This is a genomic window from Sphingopyxis macrogoltabida (assembly GCF_001314325.1).
GTDB lineage: Bacteria > Pseudomonadota > Alphaproteobacteria > Sphingomonadales > Sphingomonadaceae > Sphingopyxis > Sphingopyxis macrogoltabida.
Genome location: NZ_CP009429.1, coordinates 1,112,076 through 1,133,218, shown reverse-complemented (window position 1 = coordinate 1,133,218; position 21,143 = coordinate 1,112,076). Strand labels below are relative to the sequence as shown.

The window sequence follows — 21,143 nt, the reverse complement described above, 5'->3', positions numbered from 1 at the left end:
GGGCTGTGAGGATCGGCCTGGCCTGGTGGCCTCAGCTTCCCCGATAGGTCGAATAGGAAAATGGCGAAACCAGCAGCGGCACGTGGTAGTGTGCATGTCCGTCTATCCCGAAATCGATCGAGACGACGTCGAGGAACGGCGGATCGGGCAACGCAATCCCCTGCCTGCGGAAGTAGTCGGCTACCGCGAAGCTCAAGCGATAGGTTCCGGCATCCAATGCGAGGTCGCGCAAGGCCGGGCACCGGCCATCGGCGTCCGTCGTGCCGCTGAACAAGGTTTGTTTCCCCGCGACAAGCGTCAGCGCGAGACCGGCGGCGGGACGCCCGTGAGCGGTGTCCAAGACATGGGTGGACAGGCTCACGCGACGTGCTTCCAGGGTTCCTGGCCGGCGACGAATTCGGGTTCGTCATAGGCCAGATAGTCGGCGACGATCCTGTCCTGATCGTCGAGAAACAGCTGGTCCGCAACGCCGGCCGCGAGGCGAGGCAAAGCATGCTTGAGGCCCGAGATCGCGGAGGCCGAGAGGCCGAAGTTGATCAGGCCCGAATAGTTGAATGCGAACAGACCGTGAAGCACCCGCTCGTCTTCCGCGGTCCGCCCGAGCAGTTCGAAACCCGCACCGAGATAGGGATGCGCGTCGAGCACCGGGCTGCGCTCCTCCGCCTCGCCAGCCAGGCGGTCTGCCCAGCGCAGGATGCGGTCGGCAACCAGGGCCAGCTCGGGCCGCAAGGCCGGATCGGTGACCAACCCGGTCGACAGGATCAGGAAATCGAAGGTCTCCTCACCCTGCGGGGTGGTGACCCGTACCCCGTCGGCAGTCTCTGTCACGCCAAGCCACGGCGCGCCCAAGTGCAGGCGAAAGCCAGGATAGCTTGCCGCGCGGGAGAAGGTGTCGTTGGTCGGCGGCTGGTTGCGGTCGAAGAAGCTCCGCATGAAACGGTACTTCATTTCGTCACCCAGCGCCGGAAAGCGGGGGATCAGGCCAGACTGTTCCATGAAGCGGATCGGATTGACCGCGGCCAGCTCCTTGCGCCTTACGAAGACATCGACCGATCCGGCGCCCAGGGACAGCGCATGCTGCGCATTGTCGAAGGCCGAGGCTCCACCGCCAAGAACCGCGATCCGCCGCCCCGCGAGCGCCGCAAAGTCGATCGCTTCGGATGTATGGGCATAGCGAGTACGCGGCAGCGACTCGACCATCTTCGGCGTCTGCCACCGCCCGCCGCCCTGAATCCCGGTGGCGAGGACGACCTTGCGCGAAAGCAGCGAGTCGCCCCCCGCCAGGTGAAGCCGGAAAAGGCCGGGCGCGACGGGCTCGACCAGTTCGACCTTGCTGCCGTTGCGCACAGGCAGGTTCAGCACTCGGCGATACCAGCGCAGGTATTCCATCCAGTCGCCGCGCGGGATCTTGTCGAGCGCCGCCCAGCCTGCGGGCCCGTGGAGCGCCTCCCAATAGGCCCGGAAGGTCAGCGAGGGGATTCCGTAATCAATTGAGGTCAGGTGCTTCGGGGTCCGCAGAGTGACCATGCGAGCATAGGTCGCCCATGGGCCTTCATATCCTTCCGGGTTCTCGTCCAGCACCAGGATGTTGCCCACCCGCTCACGCAGCAGACCGAAGGCCGCGCCGAGGCCACTCTGTCCGCCGCCCACCACGATCACGTCGTAAACATGTTCATCGTCATGCGGGACGGTGCGCGTCCAGGCCGGGCCACCCAGCCCGAGGCACTCGAGATCGTGCCTCACCCGTTCTTCGTGCTGCGCCAGGGTCATGCCATGTCCTCCAGCCTAAGCCTTACGATCTCGCCGATCTGCGCGATGGCGGCGGCGAATTCGGTCGGCCGGTCGTTCTCCAGCCGCGACGCCATCGCCGCCAGGATGCCGGCCTTGTTGGTAAGCCGAACGCAGATGATGAAAGGGAAGGCGAATTTCTCGGTGTAGCGGCGATTGAGATCGTGGAACCGCGCGAACTCGTCCGGGTTCAGGCGGTCGAGCCCGGCCGAGGCCTGCTCGGCGGCCGAGGCGCTAGTCAGCGTTCCGTCGATCGCGGCCTTGCCCGCGAGTTCGGGGTGCGCGCGGATCAGCGCCAGTTGCTCGTCGGTCGTGGCCGCCCGCACCACCTCCATCAAGCCCGCGTGAAGATCGGCCAGCGGCAGGCGCCGCGCCGCACGCTCAACCACCCAGGGCGAATGCTCGAACAGTTCGCCGTAGCGGGCGACGAAGGCAGTAGCCGCATCAGTCATGGGGGTGGGCCTCCAGCCAGTGCCGGGCGATGTCGATCCGCCGCGCGATCCATGCGTCGCCGGCGGCGAGGACGTGATCGACGAAGCGGGCGACCGCTGCGGCGCGTGCCGGCTTCCCAGCAATCCGACCGTGCAGCCCGATCGACATCATCCGACCGCCCTCGGCACGCAGGCATTCAAAGGTGTCGCGCAGGTAGCGGAATAACTGCTCGCCCTCGGTGAAGCCGTTGAACGCGACCATCTTCATATCGTTGGCGTCGAGCGTATAGGGCACGATCAGTTGCGGCCGACCGTGGCGCACATCGTAGTACGGCACGTCATCGGCATAGGAATCGGCGTCGTAGACAAAGCCGCCCTCTTCTACGACCAGCCGCGCCGTGTTGGGCGAGGTGCGGCCCTGATACCAGCCGAGCGGCCGCTCCCCCGTGACCCGCGTATGGATTTCGACTGCGCGGGCGATGTGCTCGCGTTCGATCTCCTCGGGCACGGCCTGGTAGTCGATCCAGCGATAGCCGTGGCTCGCAATCTCCCAATCTGAGCGCAGCATGGCCTCGGTTGCGGCGGGGTTCATCTCGAGCGCAGCGGCTACGCCGAACACGGTCACCGGCGCCCGCCGCTCGGTGAACAGGCGGTGCAGCCGCCAGAATCCAGCACGGCTGCCGTATTCGTAAAGGCTTTCCATCGCCATCGCCCTCGCCGGATGGCTCGCAGCGCCAACCATCTCGGACAGGAACGCCTCCGAACCGCGATCCCCGTTGAGGACGGAGTTCTCCGCGCCTTCCTGGTAGTTCACGACGAACTGCACCGCGATCCGCGCGCCGCCCGGCCAGAAGGCGGGGGGCGGCGTCTCGCCGTAGCCGATCAGATCGCGCGCCGTCATACGGCGTCCCACGCGGCCAGCGCGGAGGCGACGGCCTCGCCCGGCGGGCAGGCAAAGCCTTCGGCGCGCAGAACGGCCTCCAAAGCGCCCAGCGTAATCAGAACCTTGTGCTTGCGCGCGTTGTACCCCATCGCGCCGAAGCGCCAGACCTTGCCGGCAAGCGGACCGAAGGCGGTGCCGATCTCGATCTCGAAGTCCTCACGCAAGCGGCGGCGGACGGTCTCGCCATCGACTTCATCGGGAATGAACGCCGCGGTGACACTGGTCATTCGGTGGCGTTCGTCGCCGAACAGCGTCAGGCCTAGCGCGCCGAGCCCGGCCGCCATCGCCCGCCCGGCGGCACTGTGCCGGGCATAGCGCGCGGCGAGGCCTTCCTGCAGCATGATCCGGGCGCATTCGCGCGCGCCGTAGAGCATGGTCGTCGCCTCGGTGTGGTGGTTGAGGCGCTTTTCCGACCAGTAATCCATGATCATGCCCAGATCGAAATAGTTCGACCCGATGACCAGACCATCTCCGTCGCTGAACTCATCGGTCCGCAGCCCGAGTTCGACATGCCGGCGGCGGCCTATGTGCTCGGCGGCGCGGTCCGAGATCGTGATCGGCGCCGATCCGGAAGAACCTCCCAGGCACTTCTGCAGGCCGCCGGTGACGATGTCCGCCCCCCATGCATCGACCGAGAGTTCCATCCCGCCGATCGTCGCCGTGGCATCGACATAGAGCAAGGCGCCGGCATCGCGGCACAGCGCGCCGAGGCCGCCCAGCGGCTGGGCCATCGTGGTCGAGGTGTCGCCGTGGATTGTCGCGACCAGACGCGGCGCGGTGCGCTGGATAGCGGCAGCGATCGCATCCAGCGGCACCACCTCGCCCCAGGGGGCCTCGACGGTTTCGATCCGCGCGCCGATCCGCCCGAGAATTTCCGTCAGGAGCAGACCGAAGCGCCCGAAGTTCACGACCAGAACGACGTCGCCGGGCGAGACCAAGCTGACCAGTGCTGCCTCGATCCCGGCCCGGGCCGTGCCGTTGACAAGGAATGTCCAGCGGTTGTCCGTGCCGAAGATCGGTCGGTAGAGCGCCATGACCTCGTTCATGTAGCCGGTCATTTCGGGATCGAACTGCCCAAGTAGATCGGCCGACATCGCGCGGAGCACGCGCGGGTGGGCGTTGACCGGACCGGGTCCCATCAGCAGGCGCTGCGGCGGGTCAATCTCGCCAAAGAAATCATGCATTGCGGAGTCCTTCCAGGTTTTCGATGAAGCGCAGCATGACTCGCGCCGCAACTTCGACGTCGGACACGGCCACGCGTTCGGCAGGGTTGTGGCTGATCCCATCCGCGCATCGGATGAACAGCATGGCCGTGGGGCATAGCGCCGACAGGATCATCGCATCATGCCCCGCGCCCGACATGAGCCGGCGGATGGGCACACCCTCGGCCCCGATCGCCTGATCCAGCAGGTCCATCAGCGCGGGATCGGAGGGGCTCGCAGGCAATTCGTGCAGGAGGTCGGCAGCCAGTTTGATCCCGCGTTGCGCGGCGATCGCATCGAACCGGTCGAGCAGCGCCGCTGCCAGACCCGCGCAACCCGCGTCGGTCGCGGCGCGCACGTCGAGCGTGAAGCGGACCACTCCGGGGATGACGTTGGCGGCGCCGGGCGCAGCGGCGATCGTTCCCACGGTGGCGACATGCTCGCCGCCCGCGGACAGGGCCAGCGCCTCGGTCGCGAGCATCATCTCGGCAGCGGCGGCCAGCGCATCGCGGCGCAGCCCCATGGCAGTCGTCCCGGCATGACCCGCACGGCCGGTTAGCTGGATCGCGTAGCGCTTCTGCGCCGCAATCGCCGTCACGTTTCCCACGGGCAGCCCCGCTGTCTCAAGCGCCGGCCCCTGTTCGATATGGGCCTCGAAATAGGCGAAAGCACCCTCGTGACGCGCCGCCGCGTATTCGCCGAAACTGGCCGCGACGGGCACGCCTGCTCTGGCGCCATAGTCGCGCAGCGCCTGGAAGAAGCTTACCCCCTGCGCATCGACCGGCTCGTGCGCAATATCGCCCAAGGTGCCCGCAACCGCCCGGCTGGCTAGCATCGCCAGGGGGAAGCGCGATCCCTCCTCGTCGCCAAAGGCATAGACCTCGATAGGAAATGAAGGTCGCCTACCCGCCGCGTGCAACGCTGCGACGCACTCGATCCCCAGCATAATCCCCAGCGGACCGTCATAGCGGCCGGCATCGCGCACGCTGTCGAGGTGACTGCCGATGATCAGCGCCGGACCGGAGGCAGTTCCTTCGTAACGGCCAACCAAATTGCCCGCCACGTCGATCCGCACCGTCATCCCGGCCTCGGCCATCCAGCTGGCCACGGACTGCTGCGAGGCGGCATAGGCGGGTGTCAGGTAACCGCGGTGAAGCCCGCCCGCCATGTCGCTGTAGGGAGCATGTCCAAGCGCGTCGCAGCGCTCGACCGCACGAATCCCGCCTACCACGTGCCGACCCCGCCGTCCGAGCGCGGATCGGTCGCGCCTTCCAGCAAACCATCCGGATGCCGGACAATCGCCCCGGCATGCCCCATGGTCGACGTAAAGGCGCCCAGGACTTCGACATCGTGGCCAGCGTCGCGCAGCGCGGCGAGCACGGTGTCGTCGATGCGACGTTCGAGCTTGAGCGTGGTGCTCGTCTCGCCCCAGGTGCGGCCCAGCAGCCAGCGCGGCCGGGTGATGGCCTCCTGCAGCGGCACCCCGAACCAGGCATAGCGGCTGAACACGGCTGCCTGGGTCTGCGGCTGGCCTTCGCCGCCCATCGTGCCATAGGCCATGACCCGGCCATCGTCGAACCGGGCCAGCGCGGGGTTGAGCGTATGGAACGGCTTGCGCCCCGGTTTCAGGGCGTTCCAGCCCTCGTCCGCCAGGCAGAAGCTGGAGCCGCGATTCTGCCAGGTAATCCCGGTTTCGGGTAGTACGAGGCCAGAACCGAATTCGAAATAGGTCGACTGGATGCAGCTCACCACCTGGCCGCGCCCATCGGCTGCCCCGAACCACGTCGTATCGCCCAGCGCCGCATCTTGGGGCCAGGCAAGGGCCCGCTCGCGGTCGATCGCCGCAGTCATCGCGTCGAGCCCGGCGGTATCGTCGAGGATAGCCTGCGGCGCGACGGGCATGTAGGCCAGATCGCCAACATGGCGGTCGCGCACAATGAACGCCTGCTTGGTCGCTTCGATCAGGCCGTGCAAGTGGGCGAAGCCTTCGCCTTCGCTTACACCGAGCCGGTCGAACAGCGCGAGGATCAGTAAAGAAGCCAGTCCCTGGGTCGGCGGGGCGGTGTTGAACAGGCACGCATCCTTGACCGCGATCGTCAGCGGATCGGGCTTGGTCGCCGCATGATGCGCCAGATCGTCTTCGCTGACCGGACTACCCAGCTTCGCCAGATCCTGGGCGATCGAACGCGCCAACTTGCCCTCGTAGAAATCCTGCAGGCCGTTCTCAGCCAGTGCCCGCAGCGTCCTCGCCAGCGCGGGCTGGCGCAGCAACTCGCCCTCGCGCAGCGGGCGGCCTGCGGGGGCGAAAGTCGCGGCATAGGCGCCGGGCTGATCGACCAATTCAGCGTGCTTGGCCGCGGCGAGCTCGGCCCCGCCGCAGGTGACGGCGACGCCTGCTTCCGCGAGGTCGATTGCGTCGCGCAACAGCCGGTCCAGCGCAAGCGTGCCGGCATCGTCGGCCAGAGCGCGCTTCCAGCCGGAGATCGTGCCGGCGACCGTGTTGGCCGACAGCGGTCCGCGCCAGGGGATTTCGCTCATTCCTGCATAGAGCCCGAGGTTAGCCTTGGCCGCCGCGCCGCCGCAGGCGTCGATCGCGTGAACCCTGCCGTCGGGCTCGTGGATCAGCCAGAAGCCATCGCCACCGATGCCCGTCATGTGCGGATAGACTGCCGCCAAGGCCGCGGCGATGGCGACGCAGGCCTCCACCGCGGTGCCGCCATCCTTGAGCACGTCGCTGCCGGCCTGGCTGGCCAAGTGATGTGGCGAGGTCGTGATCCCCTTGTAGCAGCGCAGTGAGTGCATCATTCGGGAAGTTCTCGCATAGGTGGCGTCTGGCCATGTCTGCCGATGATCCTCGCTCGCAAAAAGAATATTTTATAGACCATAGTGATGCCGTTTTGCGGACACCCCGACTGTACAGGATCGTGGCTGATCAAGCCCCCGAAACAAAAAAGGCCGGCGGAAGCCCCTGGAAGGGGTTCCCGCCGGCCAGGGCCGTTCGCAGGGCGAGACTTCAGCCCGTCAGGCCAAGCTCCCGCAGCGCCTTACGATAGGCGACCGAGGATCGGTCGGCCGCGAAATGCGCCTCGTCGTCGAGTTCAAGCGGCAGATCCTCGGGCGACTGCGCCTCAACGATAGCCTGATCCTCGGCGAAGATCTGAGCGTTGAAGGCGTAGACATCGTCAACCGAGCCCGTCATGTCGAAATTGCGGACCAGCGGCACGTAGAGCGTAGTCCGCCGCGCCGAGACAGGCGTAGCGATGTTCATGATCCGCAGCACGCCGCCCTCGGGAAAGTCCACTGTCAGAAAAGCGGTATAGGGCGGGTGGACATCGAAGACACGGCGCCAGACGAAGCCTTCAGGCTCGAGGTGCTGCAGCGCCTTGGGAAAGTTGCTGATCCCGCTGATGTATGTGCTGCGGAAGCCGTAGTCGGTCGATTTTGTTTGGTAGACCGGCACCACAGGGTTCTCGCGGTCGGCGAAGGCCTCGTGGTGTATCCAGGCGAAGTGGGCGACGTCGATGAAGCCTTCGACTTGGCGGCCCGGCGAAGCTTCCATCGCCACCGGCGGGCACAGGATCGCCTGGAAATGGGCATCATCCCATTCGGGAAAATCGGGAATCCCGCCTTGCGCATTGTCGGGATCGAGACAGGTCCAGACCAGTCCGTAGAGCTCGGTCGCCGGCAGGGTGGTCGCCCGGAAGCGATCGGAGGGCACGACGTTGGGCTGCGCAGGAATCCGCACACAGCGCCCGTCGTTGGCGAAACGGAGGCCGTGATAGGGGCAAACCAGTTCGTCGTTCTCGACCCACCCCATGCTCAGCGGCACACCGCGATGCGGGCACAGGTCGCGCGCGACACTGATGCCTTGAGTTGTCCGATAGACCACCAGATTCACGTCGAGCAGGACCGATCGCACAGGCTTGTCGGCCAGATCCTTGACGCGGGCGATCGGGAACCAGAACCGCGAGAGGACTTCCCAGTCGCCTTCGGCATAGGTGCAGTCGCGCGGCCGACGGACGAACGGTCGGGGCGGTGCGACGGCCGACGGTTCGTCGGTCCGCTCCGCCAGCAGGGAAATCGTCTCGCTCATTCCGGGGTCCCCCGGAAGTTGATGCGCAGCGCATTGCCATCGGGATCGCGCAACACCGACTGATACCAGCCGTAATAGGTAGTGAACGGCTCCTTCACAATCGTCGCCCCCAGATCGCGCGCCTTGTCGGTCAGGGCGCGGACTTCGTCCTGGGATTCGACGTCGAAGGTCTGGAACACGCGGTCGCCCGGCGTTTCCTGTGGGGTCAGGCCAAGCAGGTCGTAGGCGTCGGGCGCGTTGAAGCCCAGCCCGGTCCCCCCGGCGAAGAAGGCGCGGAAGATCGGCGTGCGGCTGACGAGGTTCTCCTCAAAGCCGAACAACTCCCCATAGAATTCGGCCATGCGGTCGATGTCGGCGGTGAAGATGTTGGTATAGGTCAGGGCTGGCATCGGTTAATCCTTCACGCGGCGAGGCCGTAGGTCTTGCGATACATTTCGGCGATGTGGCCGCCGACAGTGGTTTCCTGGAAGTCGGGCTTGCCGCCCGCCGGCAGGCAGGTCGGCGCGCAGCGCACCTCGTAGAAGTAGTTCGGGTCGAAGAAGGTCGGCACCGAGAAGCGGTCGCGACCGCTGTGGTTATTGAGCACGCGGTGCATGTTCGCGTGGTAGAGCCCATTTGTCAGCACTCGGACCATCTCACCCAGGTTGATGACGAACGTGCCCGGAATCGCCGGGGCAGCGATCCATTCGCCCGCGGCGTTTTCCACCTCGAGCCCGCCGACGTCGTCCTGCAACAGGATCGTGATCATGCCCCAGTCGGTATGGGCTCCTGCGCCGATCTGGTTGAACGCAGCCGTTTCGGGCTGAGGCGCATAGCGTAGCAGCCGGCTGTTGAAGAGCGGCTCGGCCAGACCATCGGCAAAGTAGGTCTCCGGCAGGTCGAGCGACAGCGCGATCAGGCCCATCAGGTGTCGGCCAACGCGGAACATCTCGTCCATGTAGGCTTCATAGCGCCTGCGGAAACCGTCTGGCTTGCTAGGCCACTGGTTCGCGCCGCAGTTCGGCACGCCATCGCGGACATAGGGATGATCGTCGTCCAGATCGCAACCGATCAGAAAGCCTTCCTTGAGATCGGGCGGTGAGCCGTCGTCGAGCGTCTGGATGCCGGGAACCTCGTAGCCGCGCATGCAGGCCGACTTGCGCGCATCGACCGCCAGCTTCTCGGCCAGCGGCAGGCTGAAGAAGTCGCGCGCAAGCGCGAGTTGCCCGTCCATCAACTCCTGCGCGACGCCGTGATTAGCGATGTAGAAGAACCCGGTGTCGCGGGCGCTCTTGTGGATTTCCCAGGCCACGGCCCGCTTGAGCGCCGGGTCGTCGGAAAAGCTAGGGGCCAGGTCGATGACCGGGATTGTCGTGGCGGGTTTGGGCGGGGTGTACACGATCATGGGCGATCCTCCTGCAGGCAGCGCGACATCACGCGGCCTGGGTCTCCTTGAACTTGGGGGTGTCGTTCATCTGGTTCATCTTCATATCCAGATGCTCGATCGAGGTGGTCGGCGCGTATTTCGCCGCCTGGCCAACCGCGCAGGTCGGGATGCATTCGATCACCGCGTCGTAGTTGGGCTGGTGGAAAAACACGAGCGACTGACGGCGGCTGCCCACCCCCTGCGCGCGCGGCGGATTGACCACGCGATGCATCGTCGAGACCCATTCGTCGTTGGTCCACTGCGCCATCAGGTCGCCCAGGTTGATGATGAAGGCGCCAGGCACGATCGGCACGGGTTCCCAGCGCCCGTCGGCAGTCAGCACTTCCAGCCCGCCGGGCTTGTCTTCGGTCTTGAGGATGGTCAGCCCGCCGTAGTCGGTGTGCGCGCCAGCCCGGAGCTGACCGACCTCGAGTTCCTCGGGCTGGTCGGGATAGTTGCTGACGACCAGGTTCGTGATGTGCTTGTCGATCTTATCGGCGAACCAGTCGGCGGGCAGGTGCAGCGCGCGCGCGCATAGTTCCATCAGCAGTTCGGCTAGGCCGGCCATCTCGCGGTAATAGTCGATGATCGCCGGCTTGAACGCGGGCACATGGGCATCTGGCCAGATGTTCTCCTGGAAGATCCGCCGCGCGGTTGGCGTGGTGAAATAGGGGTCCGCTGGGTCGAGATCGAACCGGCCAACGTTGTAGTATTCGCGGTGATCGGGCTTAGCCCCGTCCTCGCCGATCGTGCTGGCGAGGTTGCCGGTCTCGATCCCGAAATAGCCCCGGTAGATTGCCGGGTCGGGCGAACGATACTTGGCCTTGTCAGCCGCAGGCAGGTCGAACAGGCTGCGCGAAGCCTCCGTCGCCGCGTCGATCACCGGCTGCGGCACGCCGTGGCCGGAGACGACTAGAAACCCGATGCTGCGCGCCGCCGCGCCGACTTCATCGGCGACCTGCTGCTTTTCCGCTTCGCTTCCCGTCCGCGCCTTGGTGAGGTCGATGACGGGAACCACGCTGCCCGCGAACTTCATGCTATCCTCCTGTATGGACGGGCGACGCCGTCGAAAGTGTGGTGTTGTCGATGGATGGTTCGCGCGCCGCCGCCTTGCTGGGACGCAGGAGCAGGTTGAGCGCGATCGCGGTCACGATCCCCAGCAGCACGCCGCTGTGCAGGAACGGGGCCAGCACCACCGGCGCCTCGGCGAAGAACCTGTCCGACATGGTTGGGATCAGGCCGACCCCCAGGCTTACCGCGACGATCATGACGTTCTCACGCGAGGAGTCCAGCCCGGTGGTGGCCAGCGAGCGGATGCCCGAGGCGGCGACCATGCCGAACAGCACCAGCGCTGCACCGCCCAGAACGCTTGGCGGCATGGCCGCGACCAGCGCCGAGAGCTTGGGGAACAGCGCGAGGCCCAGCAGAATCGCAGCGGCGCCGACGCAGACGAAGCGGCTGCGCACCCCGGTCATGCTCACCAGCGCGATATTTTGGGCGTAGGAGGTATAGGGAAAGCTGTTGAACAGACCGCCGATCACCGCGCCCATGCCGTCGGCCCTCAGTCCGCGCGAAAGGTCGCGGGTCGAGACCGGCCGTCCGACGGCATCGCCCAGCATCATCAGCATGCCGCTTGATTCGACGAGCGTGATCAGCAGGACGATGACCATCGAAGCTATCGCGGCGAGATCGAAAATCGGCAGGCCGAAGTGGAACGGCGTGACCAGTTGCAACGCGGGCGCGGTCCCCACGGCGGCGAAATCGACGATACCAAGCGCGATCGCCAGGGCATAGCCTACGGCCATCCCGATCAGGATCGCGCAGTTCTGCAGGAAGCTGGCGGCAAACCGGGTGACCAGCAGGATCGTCGCCACGGTGATGCCGGCGAGCAGCAGGTTGGCCGGCGATCCGTAGTCCACCGCGTCTTGCCCGCCGGCGGCCCAATCGATCGCCACGCCCATCAGCGAGAGCCCGATCAGCAGCATCGCCGTGCCCGTCACTGTCGGGGTCAGTACCGAGCGTAACCGGCCGACGAACGACACCAGCGGAATGACGATCAGGCCGGCGGCGATCGCCGCACCGTAGACGCCCTGCAGGCCCAGCCCGGGCTGGCCGGCGATCGCGATCGCAGGCATCACGCCCACGAAGGTCACGCCCATCATGATTGGCAGGCGGATCCCGAAAGGGCCTGCACCCAGGCACTGCAGCAGCGTCACCAGGCCGCAGGCGAAGAGATCGGCGCTGACGAGATAGGCCGCGTGCTCGGGCGGAAGCTTAAGCGCCGAAGCGACGATCAGCGGAACCGTGATCGCCCCGGCATACATAGTCAGCACGTGCTGGAGTGCCAGCGCGCCGAGCGCCCCGGCCGGTGGAACGGCATCCACCGGATGGGGATAGGCCGTCTCAGAAGTCATATTTCACCGAAGCGATGACCTGGCGGGGCGGGATGTACATGTCGCTGGTCGTAAAGCTGCCGAACGGATTGGAATAGCGCGACGCCACCCCGGCATTGTCGAACAGGTTCGTCAGGGTCAGGCCGATGGTCAGCTTGCTGTCGTGCGGGGTCAGCGCGAAATTGGCGTTCACCTGAGTATAGCTCGGCACCACATCGCGCGCGCCGTCGTTGAAGATGCGGTACTGGAACTTGCCACGATAGATCAGTTCGGCGCGCGAGCGGAGCGTTCCCAGCGAGCCGAGTTCGAGCGTGTGGGTCGCCCCAATCGAACCCTGCCACTTGGGCAACTTGGGCGGCAGGTTGCCGTTGGTGTTGCGGGTCTGCTGGGCGCGCAGGTTGATCGTATAGGCATCGAACGGACCGTAACCGAGTGCCGCCGCCGCGACGGTGGCGGCATGGGCGCGCGACGGGTCAAGCGTGATGTAGTCCCCAACCAGCTTGCCGCCGAGGTATGTGACGTTGCCGTCGAGCTTCAGGTTGTCGGTGACCTGGACCACCGCCTCGGCCTCGGCGCCCCAGATGCGGGTCTTCGGCACGTTGGAGACGCCGCCCTGGTAGGGCACCGGATCCTCCATCTGGTACTGGAGGTTCTTGTAGTCGTAGAAGAAGGCCGCCGCGTTCAGCGTGACGCGCCCATCGGCGAAGCGGTTCTTGGCGCCGAGTTCGTAGGACCAGACGTGTTCCGACTTGTAGGTCAGCGGCACCAGCAGCGGCGTGCTGTTGTTGCTGACCCCGCCTGGCTTGTAGCCGCGCGACACGCTGACGTAGACCATGTTGCGGTCGCTCAGCTCAAAGTCGAGTTCGGCCTTGCCGGTCAGCGCGCTCTCGCTGGTCTCGGCGAACACGGTCGGCCCGAAGATGTCGAACAGCGTGCTGTTACTGCTCTTGAACTTGTCATGGTTGAAGCGCAGGCCGATCGTCGCGCTGAGCCGGTCGGCGAACTGGTACTTGCCTTGGGCGAAGGCGGCGTAGCTGTAGCGCTTCTGCCGGGAATTCAACGCATAATCCAGGTTGTAGGGATAGTTGGCGAAGGTCAGCGGCAGGATGAGGTTGAAGGTCGGCGAAACATCGGTTCCTTTGTATTCCAGGATATCCTGCTTGAGGTTCTGGTAGAGGAAATAGGTGCCTATGATGTAGCTGAGCGGCCCGTTGCCATTCGATGTCAGGTTGAATTCCTGGCTGAAGGCATCGACTCCGTTGTCCCAGTACGGCTGCACGTCATAGGCGCCGAGCGAGGCGTAGTTCAGCCGGTCCACGTCGATCTGGTTGTGGTTGCGGGTCCTCTGGTACGAGGTCAGCGACTTCAGCGTGCCGAAACCCAAGTCGTAGCGCAGGTCGGCATAGGCCAGGAAGAAGTCGAGCTGGTACTTGTTCGGATAGTCCTGCGAGATCCGGCGCGGATCGGGATCGGGATCAGCCACATGCTTCTGTGCTGCGCCGTTTTCGTCTGCAGTGAAGTACTGCGCAGTAAGCTGGGCCGAGAAGCTGTCGCTCGGCTCCCACAGCAGCGAAAGCTTGGTCGAGAGTCGATCGGCATCGTCGAGGCCGTAACGGCCGTAGCTGGGCGCCAAGCCCGTCTGGACCGCAAAGCCCTTGTGATAGTAGCGTTGGACCGTGCCGCGGATCGCGAGGGTATCGGTCAGCGGTACGTTCAGAGTGGCGGTGCCGCGTACGAGATCGTAGTTGCCCAGTTCGAGCTGCACCGATCCACTAAACTTCGCCATATCGGGCTTCTCGGTAATGGCGTTGATGATTCCGCCGGTGGCGCTTTGCCCGAAGACCGTGCCCTGCGGCCCGCGCAGCACTTCGACGCGCTTGAGGTCGAGGAAATCCTGCTGCAGCGCATAAGGGCTGACCACATAGACTCCGTCGATGTGGAACGAGGTGCCAGGCTGGGCGCTGAGGTTGTCCGATGCCTCGTAACCCACCCCGCGGATCGAAACCACACGGACGAAACTGCCGCTGTTCGCTACCGTAAGGCCGGGCACGAAGCCGTTCATGTCGATGAGTTGGGTTACGTTTGATTGCGCCAGCCTGTCTGCACCAATCGCTGTGATGGCGAGAGGAGCGCGCTGGAGAGTGGTTTCCTGCTTTTCACCGGTAACGATGATTTCCTCGCCCGCATCGGCCTCGGCTGCCCCCACATCGACCGTCGCGGCGTCCGCGGTAGCCAGACTTTCCGCCGCCTCCGCGGCATGCGCCGTCTGGCTGAGCCCCAGGAACACCGGGATCATCGCCCCTGCCAGAAACCGCGCTTTGTGCCGCATCGAAACCATGTGTCTTTCCCCGTGCCAGGACGGCCTCCTGACCGCCCAAATTGTTTTCTCCTCTCGTTTTTTGCTCTCCAATCTGTGTGCCATTGCGCTGCGACCTAATCCATATCAGAATACAGCACTCACTGTTCGCAAAATGTGATCACCTGGAGAATCTGCGATGTTACTTGGCCGAGCCGCCCTATATTTTGATGAAGTCGCCCGGCGAGGTGCCCTGCGGCGGGCGGCCGACGTACTCCACATCGCACCATCGGCGGTGGACCGACAGATCATCCAACTCGAGGAAGAGCTGGGCACCCAGCTGTTCGAGCGGACCCCCACCGGCATGAAGATGACGGCGGCGGGCGAACTGCTGATCGACGGGGTCAGGCGCTGGCGCCGTGACCTGCAGCGGATCCGCTCGGAGATTGACAATCTGGTCGGGCTGCGCCGCGGCAGCGTGGCCATGGGCTTGGTCGAGGGCGCGACCGAATTCACCGCCCTGGCCATCGCGATGTTTCAACGGCGCTATCCCGCCATCCAGTTCCGCATGGAGGTGTTCGGAGCGCAGGGCGTGATCGATAATGTACTGTCTGGCGACATCGATGTTGGCATTACCTTCAACCCGCCCGACAACCCCACCATCCGGCTCGATCGCACGATGATCTATCGGCTGGGGGTCATCGTCCCGCCCGCACACGAGCTGGCAGGCCGACAGGAAATCTCCCTTAGCGAATGTGCGAGCTATCCGCTGATCATTCCCAGCGATAGTCTTTCACTTCGCCGTGTCCTGGACACGGCCTGGGGACGGCATGTCGGCGGCTCTCCGCGGGCGATCGTGGAAGCCAACAGCATCGGCCTGATCAAATCGCTTACCATCCGCGGCGTGGGGGTCGGCTGGCTGACTGCCTTCGACGCCATCAGCGAAATTGACGCGGGGGCGCTGGTGTTCCTGCCGCTCTCCGACGAACGCGTCGACCTGTCGACGCTGTCCATTGTCAGCGCTGCCGGGCGGACGCTATCGGTACCAGCGTCATTGTTAATCCAACACTTATCGCAGACGATGGATGAGCATGGGGTGCCCGTTATTTGATGTTCGCTTCTATTAGCAGATCGAAACGGGAATTCAGGGTCTACGAGTGGCCGTCTGCCGTAAAGCGAGTTGTCTGTTCACGTCCCAACCATTGCGACGGCGAACAGTAAACCATTGACACAGCTTAGCGCGAGGAATCCTAGCCGAATAGATCACAGCGTCATGAGTTCTAAACTCGCGATACCGCACGAATCCACTCCTCGATTTCCGCCTCGACCCAAACTGCACATTTGGGCCCCAGCGATCGCGACCTCGGGAATCGCCCTTCGCTCATCCGCTGATAGATGGCTGAACGACGTAGCCCGACACGGGCCATCACTTCCGGCAGTCTAAGAAGCCGGGCCGGCGGAAGTGCTTCGGCCAGTTGAGGGACGTGCGTTTCATCTTGTATTGAATTCGGCATTGCGGGTCTCATTCGTAAAGTTCGGTCCCCTCCGAACTTTCAGGCTTACCGGGGCATAGACATCGTGATGTCCCGATTGGCGAAATCATCGATGTGCTTGGCAAGCATTCGCGCCACGAGCTGGGCCGTGCCGCCCGCCCAGCGGGGCCTCAGATCCTCGATCCGGCGGCCAAGGGTCCGCTGAAGATGGACGGGCAGGCTGGTGAAGAATTCTTCGAGAAACTCGCCCATCTCGCCATGCATCCACTCGCAAGCGAGATCTTCCTGACCGGCGAGAGCGAGGATCATGCTGGCTCGCGGGTGAGCTCCACAGGCGGCAAGCACACGCGCTGCTTCGTCGAGCCCGATGGGCCGCTCACCACGCGCAACGCGAAGCAGGGTCTCGCGATGCATCCCACATTCATTGGCGATCCTGTGGCGGGGCTTGCCTGCTGCATCGATCGCATGGGCGAGCACCCGAGCCAGGCTTTCATTGGCCGGTCTGGCGGCGGCAGTTGGATGGTACATGGTTGTCTCCTAGCTTCTGCACTGGTGCGACTCGCAGGCATAACGCGAAACATCCCATGTAGGAAAATAAAAAGAACAGAGATGGAACATCTCGTTTAAAGGCGAATCAGTTCCTCTGCCCGAGTCGTCGGCGGATCACGGCGCATGCGGCGGCGATCTTCGACATAAAAACCCCATATTATCGCCATCATCGCTGTTGAAGACCGACGAGCACTGAAAACTGTGTCCGCATCCATCCGTCGCCAAAGCGGATCGGATGCCAACCCTTTCCTACGATCATTTCCTAGATGCATGTGGAACACACAGCGAACGCAAGAACGCTGTGACCACCCCTCCAACCGGAGCTTCACATGCAGTCTCTCACCCTCCCCCGGCGCGCCAGCGTCAAGGGTCTCGGCAAGACCCTCAACATTGCCATCCCGGTCGCAGTCGCGGCGCTTGCGGCGAGCGCCGCCTACGCTGGCGCGGATACGACCTTCACCCCTGCCCTCACCAAATTCACGGATTTTCTGGAAGGCTCGGGCGGCAAGATCATCACGGTCCTCAGCCTCGCCGGTGGCCTGATCGGTCTGGCATCCGGACGCTTTTCGCTCGGCCAGGTCGCCGTTCCGGTGGGCGTCGGCATCGGCGTCGGCACGGGTGTTCCGATCGTCACCTCGGTCGTGACCGCGGTTATCTGAGCGGTCGGACGGGAAGGCGGCGGCGCCATGGCAGACCCTTTCATCATTCCCCGGCGCCTCGATGACCCGGAGCTGATCGGCTTCTGGACCATCGACGAGTTCGCGGGAATGCTTGCCCCCTTCACCTGGGGGATCCTCACTCAGCATATCTTCATCGGCATCATCGTCGCCTTCGGCGCCTGGTTCGCACTGCGAAAGGCAAAAGCAGGACGCGCCAGCTCCTGGGTAGCCCATGCCGCATATTGGTATCTGCCTGCAGGATTTTTGGGTCTCAAGGCAACGCCGCCTTCCCACTGCCGACTGCTTGCCGGTTGAGGGGAGAAACTCATGTTTTCCGACATATCCCACGAACGTCAGCAATCGCTGCTGCGCCAGCGGAACCTGTTCGCGCTCACCAGCGCCGGTCTCGGCCTCGCACTGGTCGTGGCAGGGAGCCTTGCCGCCACCCGCGACCGCGAGGTCGTGCTGGTGCCGACCGTTCCCAAGCAACTCACGGTGAGCAGCGCCGGGGTCGAGGCCGACTATCTCGAGCTTGTCACTCGCGATGCCGCCCTTGTTCTCCTCAATCGCAGCCCGGAGGGCCTCGATTACTGGATGAACGAGATCCTGAAGCTGGCGGATCCCCCAAGCTATGGGCGGCTGAAAGCTGAGCTCGTGCGGATTGTCGAGGAACAGCGCGGCTCGGACGTTACCCAGGCATTCGTGATCCGGTCGATGAGCGTCGATCCCAAGGCTCTGACATCGGATGTGACCGGAACTCTCAAGACCTTCGTGGGCGCGCAGGTGATTGCGAGTGACGAGCGCCGCTTCCGCTTCAGCTGGACCTACCGCGGCCTGCGCCTGGCGCTGGCAGGGTTCGCCCAGCTACCCCCACAGGACAAATCGAAGGAGGCCCAGTGATGGCTTACCTAAAAGGGGCCCATACACGGGGTCTACTTCTGAGCGCGGCCGCTCTGCTCATAGCAGCAACGTCCCCCGCTCATGCCGCCGACCAGTTCAAGCAAGCGGCCGACGGCGCCGGAATTGAGTGCAGCGTCTCGGCGCGGGAATTGACCCGCTTTGCGCTGATCGACGATCAGTTCGCCAGCGTCTCGAAGATCTCGACCGGCACGCCCTACAACGACTTTGCGGTCACCAACGAGCCGGTGCGCGGCGATATTTACGTGTCGGTGCCGGAAACCTACGCCGCCCGGGCAATCAGCTTCTTCGCCACCACGAAGAAGGGCTTCGTCTACAAGGTCGCGTGCCGGGTTGAGCAAATTCCGGCGACCCAGGTCTTCATCACCAACCCCGCCATCGCGAAAACCCAAGCGGCGGACTGGGAGAGCCAGACCCCGATCGAGACAAGCGCCGTAAGGCTCATCCAGGCCATGGCCAACGACCGCACTGTCGCTGGCTACGAGGTCCGCCAGTCGACCGCCATGCCCGCAAGGGTCGGCGATCTCGAGGTTCAGCTCATCGCTGATTATCGCGGCGCCAGCCTCACCGGGAAAGTTGTTCGCATCCATAATCGCGGATCGAAGCCCGTGACGCTTGCCGAGCGCGATCTCGCGCCCCGCGACACCCTCGCCGTCTCGATTGCCGAGCCAAAGCTCGAACCCGGGGCCAGCACAACCGCCTTTGTTGTCGGCGCAAACGCGGAGACCGGCCATGACTGATGCAGTCAATGCGAACGGCACGGGCCCTCTCCAGGCCGAGAGCGCGGCGCCATCCGAACTTTCCGGGCTCAACGCCCGCACTGCGCGCCGTCAGAAGCTGCTTTTGGGCTCGCTGGGAGCGCTCGCGCTGCTCGGCGGAAGCTGGTTCATCCTTGGCGGTGACGACAAGGCCAAGACCGACGATCCCAATGCGGCGCAGACGATCGACACGGCAGGTCTGGTCAACCGCGATCTGTCCCAACGTGAATTCGTCGCGACCTATGGCAACCGGCTCGATGCGGTCACGCGCGAACAAAAGGCGCTGAAGGATGGGAGCATCCCGCGGACGGAAATTGAGGCACAGCTTGCCGCTCTCAAGGCCGAAAACCAGGCCATGCGTGTCGATGGGCAGGCTGCGATCGATGCGATCTCTGCTGAGAATGCTGAGCTGAAGACGCGGCTTGCCGCTCAGCCAGCGACGACGGCACCCGCTGTACCGCCACCGGCCTATGGGCCGCAGGCAGGCGGTTATGACGCGCGGGGACGTTCGCCTCAGCCCAGTGCTGTTTCCGCAAGCGGCGATCCGCAGGGCGGCATGATCCCTTCGCCTGGCGAAGTGAAGCTTATGAGCTTCAGCTCCGACAAGGCGGCAAGCAGCGGTCTCAGGGTGGGCCGCCCCGACGCGCCCCCGGTCGTTGTCGAGGACTCGCCTGATTACCTGCCACCCAATTCCTACGCGCCGGCCCGGGTGATCGTCGGCGTCGATGCCTCGGCGGGTGTCGCCAGCCAGACCGATCCGCTGCCCGTGGTGCTGAGGATCACAGGGCCTGCCAGATCCGTGATGCAGAACGGGAAGGTTCTGACCACCCGGATCCAGGGCTGCGTTGTGAACGGCGCGGCGCGCGGCGACCTCAGCAGCGAGAAGGTCTATGTGAAGCTCGCTCGCATGACCTGCGATCAGCCCGGTGGCCGGGTCGCGGTGAGCGACGTCAAGGGCTTCATCAGCTTTGCAGGCAAGTCCGGGGTGCGCGGTCGCGTTGTGAGCCGCGAAGGCAGCCTCGTCAGCCAGGCATTGCTCGCCGGGATCGTCGGTGGGTTCGGGCGTGGCTTCTCCGCCAACGCCAACAGCGTGTTCTCCGGTGTCACGACCAACCCCGATGGCAGCCGCTCAAAGCTGTCCGCCGGCGACATCCTCGGTGGCGGGCTTGGCCAGGGCGCCGCCGATGCCGCCGACACGGTCAGCAAATACCTGATCGAGCGCGCCGAACAGTACCAACCCGTCGTCGAGATGCCGACCGGCATCGATGTTGAGATCGTGTTCCTCGACGGCGTCTACGTGAGGAACTCCCAATGATCGAAAACAATCTCCTCGAGCAGGATAACCGTCGGCGGCTCTGGTTGCGTCCCGCCGCCGGGGTGGCAGCAATCATTGCCTTGTCGGCCGCGACCGGATGGGGTGTGGCAAGCCTTGCAGCCCCTGCCGCTGCTCCGGACACGGCGAAGGTGCATGAGGCACTCAAGCTGCGCCTGCCCAAGACGCCGATCGACGCGATCAACTGCAAGGGCCTTGGGGGCTTGTGCGAAGTCGCATCCAAATCGACGCTCTTCTATGTCGACCGGGCTGCGAAGTATCTGGTGATCGGCCGGGTCTACGACATGGAAGCCCGTCAGGATCTGACGGCTGCGCGGCTGCTCGCCCTCAATCCGGATCTGCTGGCGGCAGGCGCTGCGCGGCGCAGCAATCCCGAAGCGCAAGCAGAAGGCGGCCCAAGCCCATCCGGGGCATCAGCCCGGAACGCGGCACCGCGCCATGTTCCGCTCGGTAAACTTCCTCCGAACGGCGCGATCACCTGGGGGCCTGCCAATGGTCCACGCGTCGTCGTCTTTTCGGACTTCCACTGCGGCTACTGCAAGAAACTTGAAACCGAACTGAAGGCGATCGGCGCGCGGGTCGAAGAACGGCCGATCTCGATTTTCGGGGCCGAAAGCCGCCGCGATGCGGAACGGGTGCTGTGCTCGCCGCGACCCGAAGTCGCCCTCCACATGGCCTATTCGGGCCTCGCGCTCGCCAATCCCAAACCCTGCGACACGAGCGGCCTCGATGCCAATGAGGAGTTCGCGCGGGCTCACGGCTTCGGCGGCACACCCGTGATCGTGCGCCCCGCCGATGGCGCCGTTCTCGAAGGCTACCGCCCTGCCGCAGTGCTCCGGGAATTCCTGCGCGCTGCCCCCACCCCAGCTCCGAAAGGATAAA

At 64.7% G+C, this 21,143-nt stretch carries 22 protein-coding genes; 7 read left to right on the top strand and 15 right to left on the bottom strand.

The window, feature by feature from the left end; translation table 11 throughout:
- Positions 1-31: 31 nt before the first annotated feature.
- From uraH to LH19_RS05435, 13 genes are all read right to left on the bottom strand, one after another.
- Positions 32-361: a hydroxyisourate hydrolase gene (uraH, locus tag LH19_RS05495; protein ID WP_054725606.1), complete on the bottom strand. Its 330-nt coding sequence runs from the start codon at positions 359-361 to the stop codon at positions 32-34.
- Positions 358-1,770, bottom strand: coding sequence for an FAD/NAD(P)-binding protein (locus LH19_RS05490; RefSeq protein WP_054725603.1), 1,413 nt, complete (start codon positions 1,768-1,770; stop codon positions 358-360). Before LH19_RS05490 ends, uraH begins: the two co-directional genes overlap by 4 nt.
- Entirely contained in the window at positions 1,767-2,240 is a 474-nt protein-coding gene (gene uraD, locus LH19_RS05485) for a 2-oxo-4-hydroxy-4-carboxy-5-ureidoimidazoline decarboxylase (RefSeq protein WP_054725600.1), read from the bottom strand. The genes LH19_RS05490 and uraD overlap by 4 nt, the downstream gene beginning before the upstream one ends.
- On the bottom strand, positions 2,233-3,120 hold the full coding sequence (gene puuE / locus LH19_RS05480) for an allantoinase PuuE (protein WP_054725596.1): 888 nt from the start codon (positions 3,118-3,120) through the stop codon (positions 2,233-2,235). Before puuE ends, uraD begins: the two co-directional genes overlap by 8 nt.
- Positions 3,117-4,346, bottom strand: a complete 1,230-nt coding sequence (locus tag LH19_RS05475; RefSeq protein WP_054725592.1) for a pyridoxal-phosphate-dependent aminotransferase family protein — start codon at positions 4,344-4,346, stop codon at positions 3,117-3,119. The genes puuE and LH19_RS05475 overlap by 4 nt, the downstream gene beginning before the upstream one ends.
- Positions 4,339-5,595, bottom strand: coding sequence for an allantoate amidohydrolase (locus LH19_RS05470; RefSeq protein ID WP_054725589.1), 1,257 nt, complete (start codon positions 5,593-5,595; stop codon positions 4,339-4,341). Before LH19_RS05470 ends, LH19_RS05475 begins: the two co-directional genes overlap by 8 nt.
- On the bottom strand, positions 5,589-7,169 hold the full coding sequence (locus LH19_RS05465; protein ID WP_054725586.1) for a gamma-glutamyltransferase family protein: 1,581 nt from the start codon (positions 7,167-7,169) through the stop codon (positions 5,589-5,591). The genes LH19_RS05470 and LH19_RS05465 overlap by 7 nt, the downstream gene beginning before the upstream one ends.
- A 208-nt stretch (positions 7,170-7,377) precedes the next feature.
- Complete coding sequence (locus tag LH19_RS05460) at positions 7,378-8,457, bottom strand: Rieske 2Fe-2S domain-containing protein (protein ID WP_054725583.1); 1,080 nt, start codon at positions 8,455-8,457, stop codon at positions 7,378-7,380.
- A complete protein-coding gene (locus LH19_RS05455; protein ID WP_054725580.1) occupies positions 8,454-8,846 on the bottom strand; it encodes a VOC family protein in 393 nt (130 codons plus the stop codon). Before LH19_RS05455 ends, LH19_RS05460 begins: the two co-directional genes overlap by 4 nt.
- Before the next feature lie 11 nt (positions 8,847-8,857).
- Positions 8,858-9,841, bottom strand: coding sequence for an isopenicillin N synthase family dioxygenase (locus tag LH19_RS05450; RefSeq protein WP_054725574.1), 984 nt, complete (start codon positions 9,839-9,841; stop codon positions 8,858-8,860).
- A gap of 28 nt (positions 9,842-9,869) precedes the next feature.
- Positions 9,870-10,898 carry an isopenicillin N synthase family dioxygenase gene (locus LH19_RS05445; protein WP_054725572.1) on the bottom strand — a complete coding sequence of 343 codons (1,029 nt, stop codon included), beginning with the start codon at positions 10,896-10,898 and terminating at the stop codon, positions 9,870-9,872.
- A gap of 1 nt (position 10,899) precedes the next feature.
- A complete protein-coding gene (locus LH19_RS05440) occupies positions 10,900-12,276 on the bottom strand; it encodes a nucleobase:cation symporter-2 family protein (protein ID WP_054725569.1) in 1,377 nt (458 codons plus the stop codon).
- Positions 12,266-14,593 (bottom strand): TonB-dependent receptor, encoded by a 2,328-nt coding sequence (locus LH19_RS05435; protein ID WP_145923364.1) that lies wholly within the window; start codon positions 14,591-14,593, stop codon positions 12,266-12,268. The genes LH19_RS05440 and LH19_RS05435 overlap by 11 nt, the downstream gene beginning before the upstream one ends.
- Positions 14,594-14,750: 157 nt before the next feature.
- Here LH19_RS05435 and LH19_RS05430 point away from each other — a divergent pair, with 157 nt between their 5' ends.
- On the top strand, positions 14,751-15,662 hold the full coding sequence (locus tag LH19_RS05430; RefSeq protein WP_054725563.1) for a LysR family transcriptional regulator: 912 nt from the start codon (positions 14,751-14,753) through the stop codon (positions 15,660-15,662).
- A 169-nt stretch (positions 15,663-15,831) separates the two neighbouring features.
- Here the strand turns inward: LH19_RS05430 and LH19_RS27785 are convergent, their stop codons facing one another.
- Both LH19_RS27785 and LH19_RS05425 read right to left on the bottom strand, forming a co-directional pair.
- A complete protein-coding gene (locus LH19_RS27785; protein ID WP_082395431.1) occupies positions 15,832-16,065 on the bottom strand; it encodes an AlpA family phage regulatory protein in 234 nt (77 codons plus the stop codon).
- Positions 16,066-16,110: 45 nt separating this feature from the next.
- Positions 16,111-16,572 carry a hypothetical protein gene (locus LH19_RS05425; protein WP_054725559.1) on the bottom strand — a complete coding sequence of 154 codons (462 nt, stop codon included), beginning with the start codon at positions 16,570-16,572 and terminating at the stop codon, positions 16,111-16,113.
- A 350-nt stretch (positions 16,573-16,922) separates the two neighbouring features.
- Between LH19_RS05425 and LH19_RS05420 the strand changes: the two genes are divergently transcribed.
- The 6 genes from LH19_RS05420 to LH19_RS05395 are packed head-to-tail and all read left to right on the top strand — an operon-like array spanning position 16,923 to position 21,142.
- Complete coding sequence (locus LH19_RS05420) at positions 16,923-17,252, top strand: hypothetical protein (protein ID WP_054725555.1); 330 nt, start codon at positions 16,923-16,925, stop codon at positions 17,250-17,252.
- Between the two features lie 27 nt (positions 17,253-17,279).
- On the top strand, positions 17,280-17,567 hold the full coding sequence (traL, locus tag LH19_RS05415; protein WP_036527642.1) for a type IV conjugative transfer system protein TraL: 288 nt from the start codon (positions 17,280-17,282) through the stop codon (positions 17,565-17,567).
- A 12-nt stretch (positions 17,568-17,579) separates the two neighbouring features.
- Positions 17,580-18,152 (top strand): type IV conjugative transfer system protein TraE, encoded by a 573-nt coding sequence (locus LH19_RS05410; protein ID WP_054725553.1) that lies wholly within the window; start codon positions 17,580-17,582, stop codon positions 18,150-18,152.
- Positions 18,152-18,910 carry a type-F conjugative transfer system secretin TraK gene (locus tag LH19_RS05405; protein WP_054725550.1) on the top strand — a complete coding sequence of 253 codons (759 nt, stop codon included), beginning with the start codon at positions 18,152-18,154 and terminating at the stop codon, positions 18,908-18,910. Before LH19_RS05410 ends, LH19_RS05405 begins: the two co-directional genes overlap by 1 nt.
- Complete coding sequence (locus LH19_RS05400) at positions 18,903-20,243, top strand: TraB/VirB10 family protein (RefSeq protein ID WP_054725547.1); 1,341 nt, start codon at positions 18,903-18,905, stop codon at positions 20,241-20,243. The genes LH19_RS05405 and LH19_RS05400 overlap by 8 nt, the downstream gene beginning before the upstream one ends.
- Positions 20,240-21,142, top strand: coding sequence for a DsbC family protein (locus tag LH19_RS05395; RefSeq protein WP_054725544.1), 903 nt, complete (start codon positions 20,240-20,242; stop codon positions 21,140-21,142). The genes LH19_RS05400 and LH19_RS05395 overlap by 4 nt, the downstream gene beginning before the upstream one ends.
- Position 21,143 lies beyond the last annotated feature (1 nt).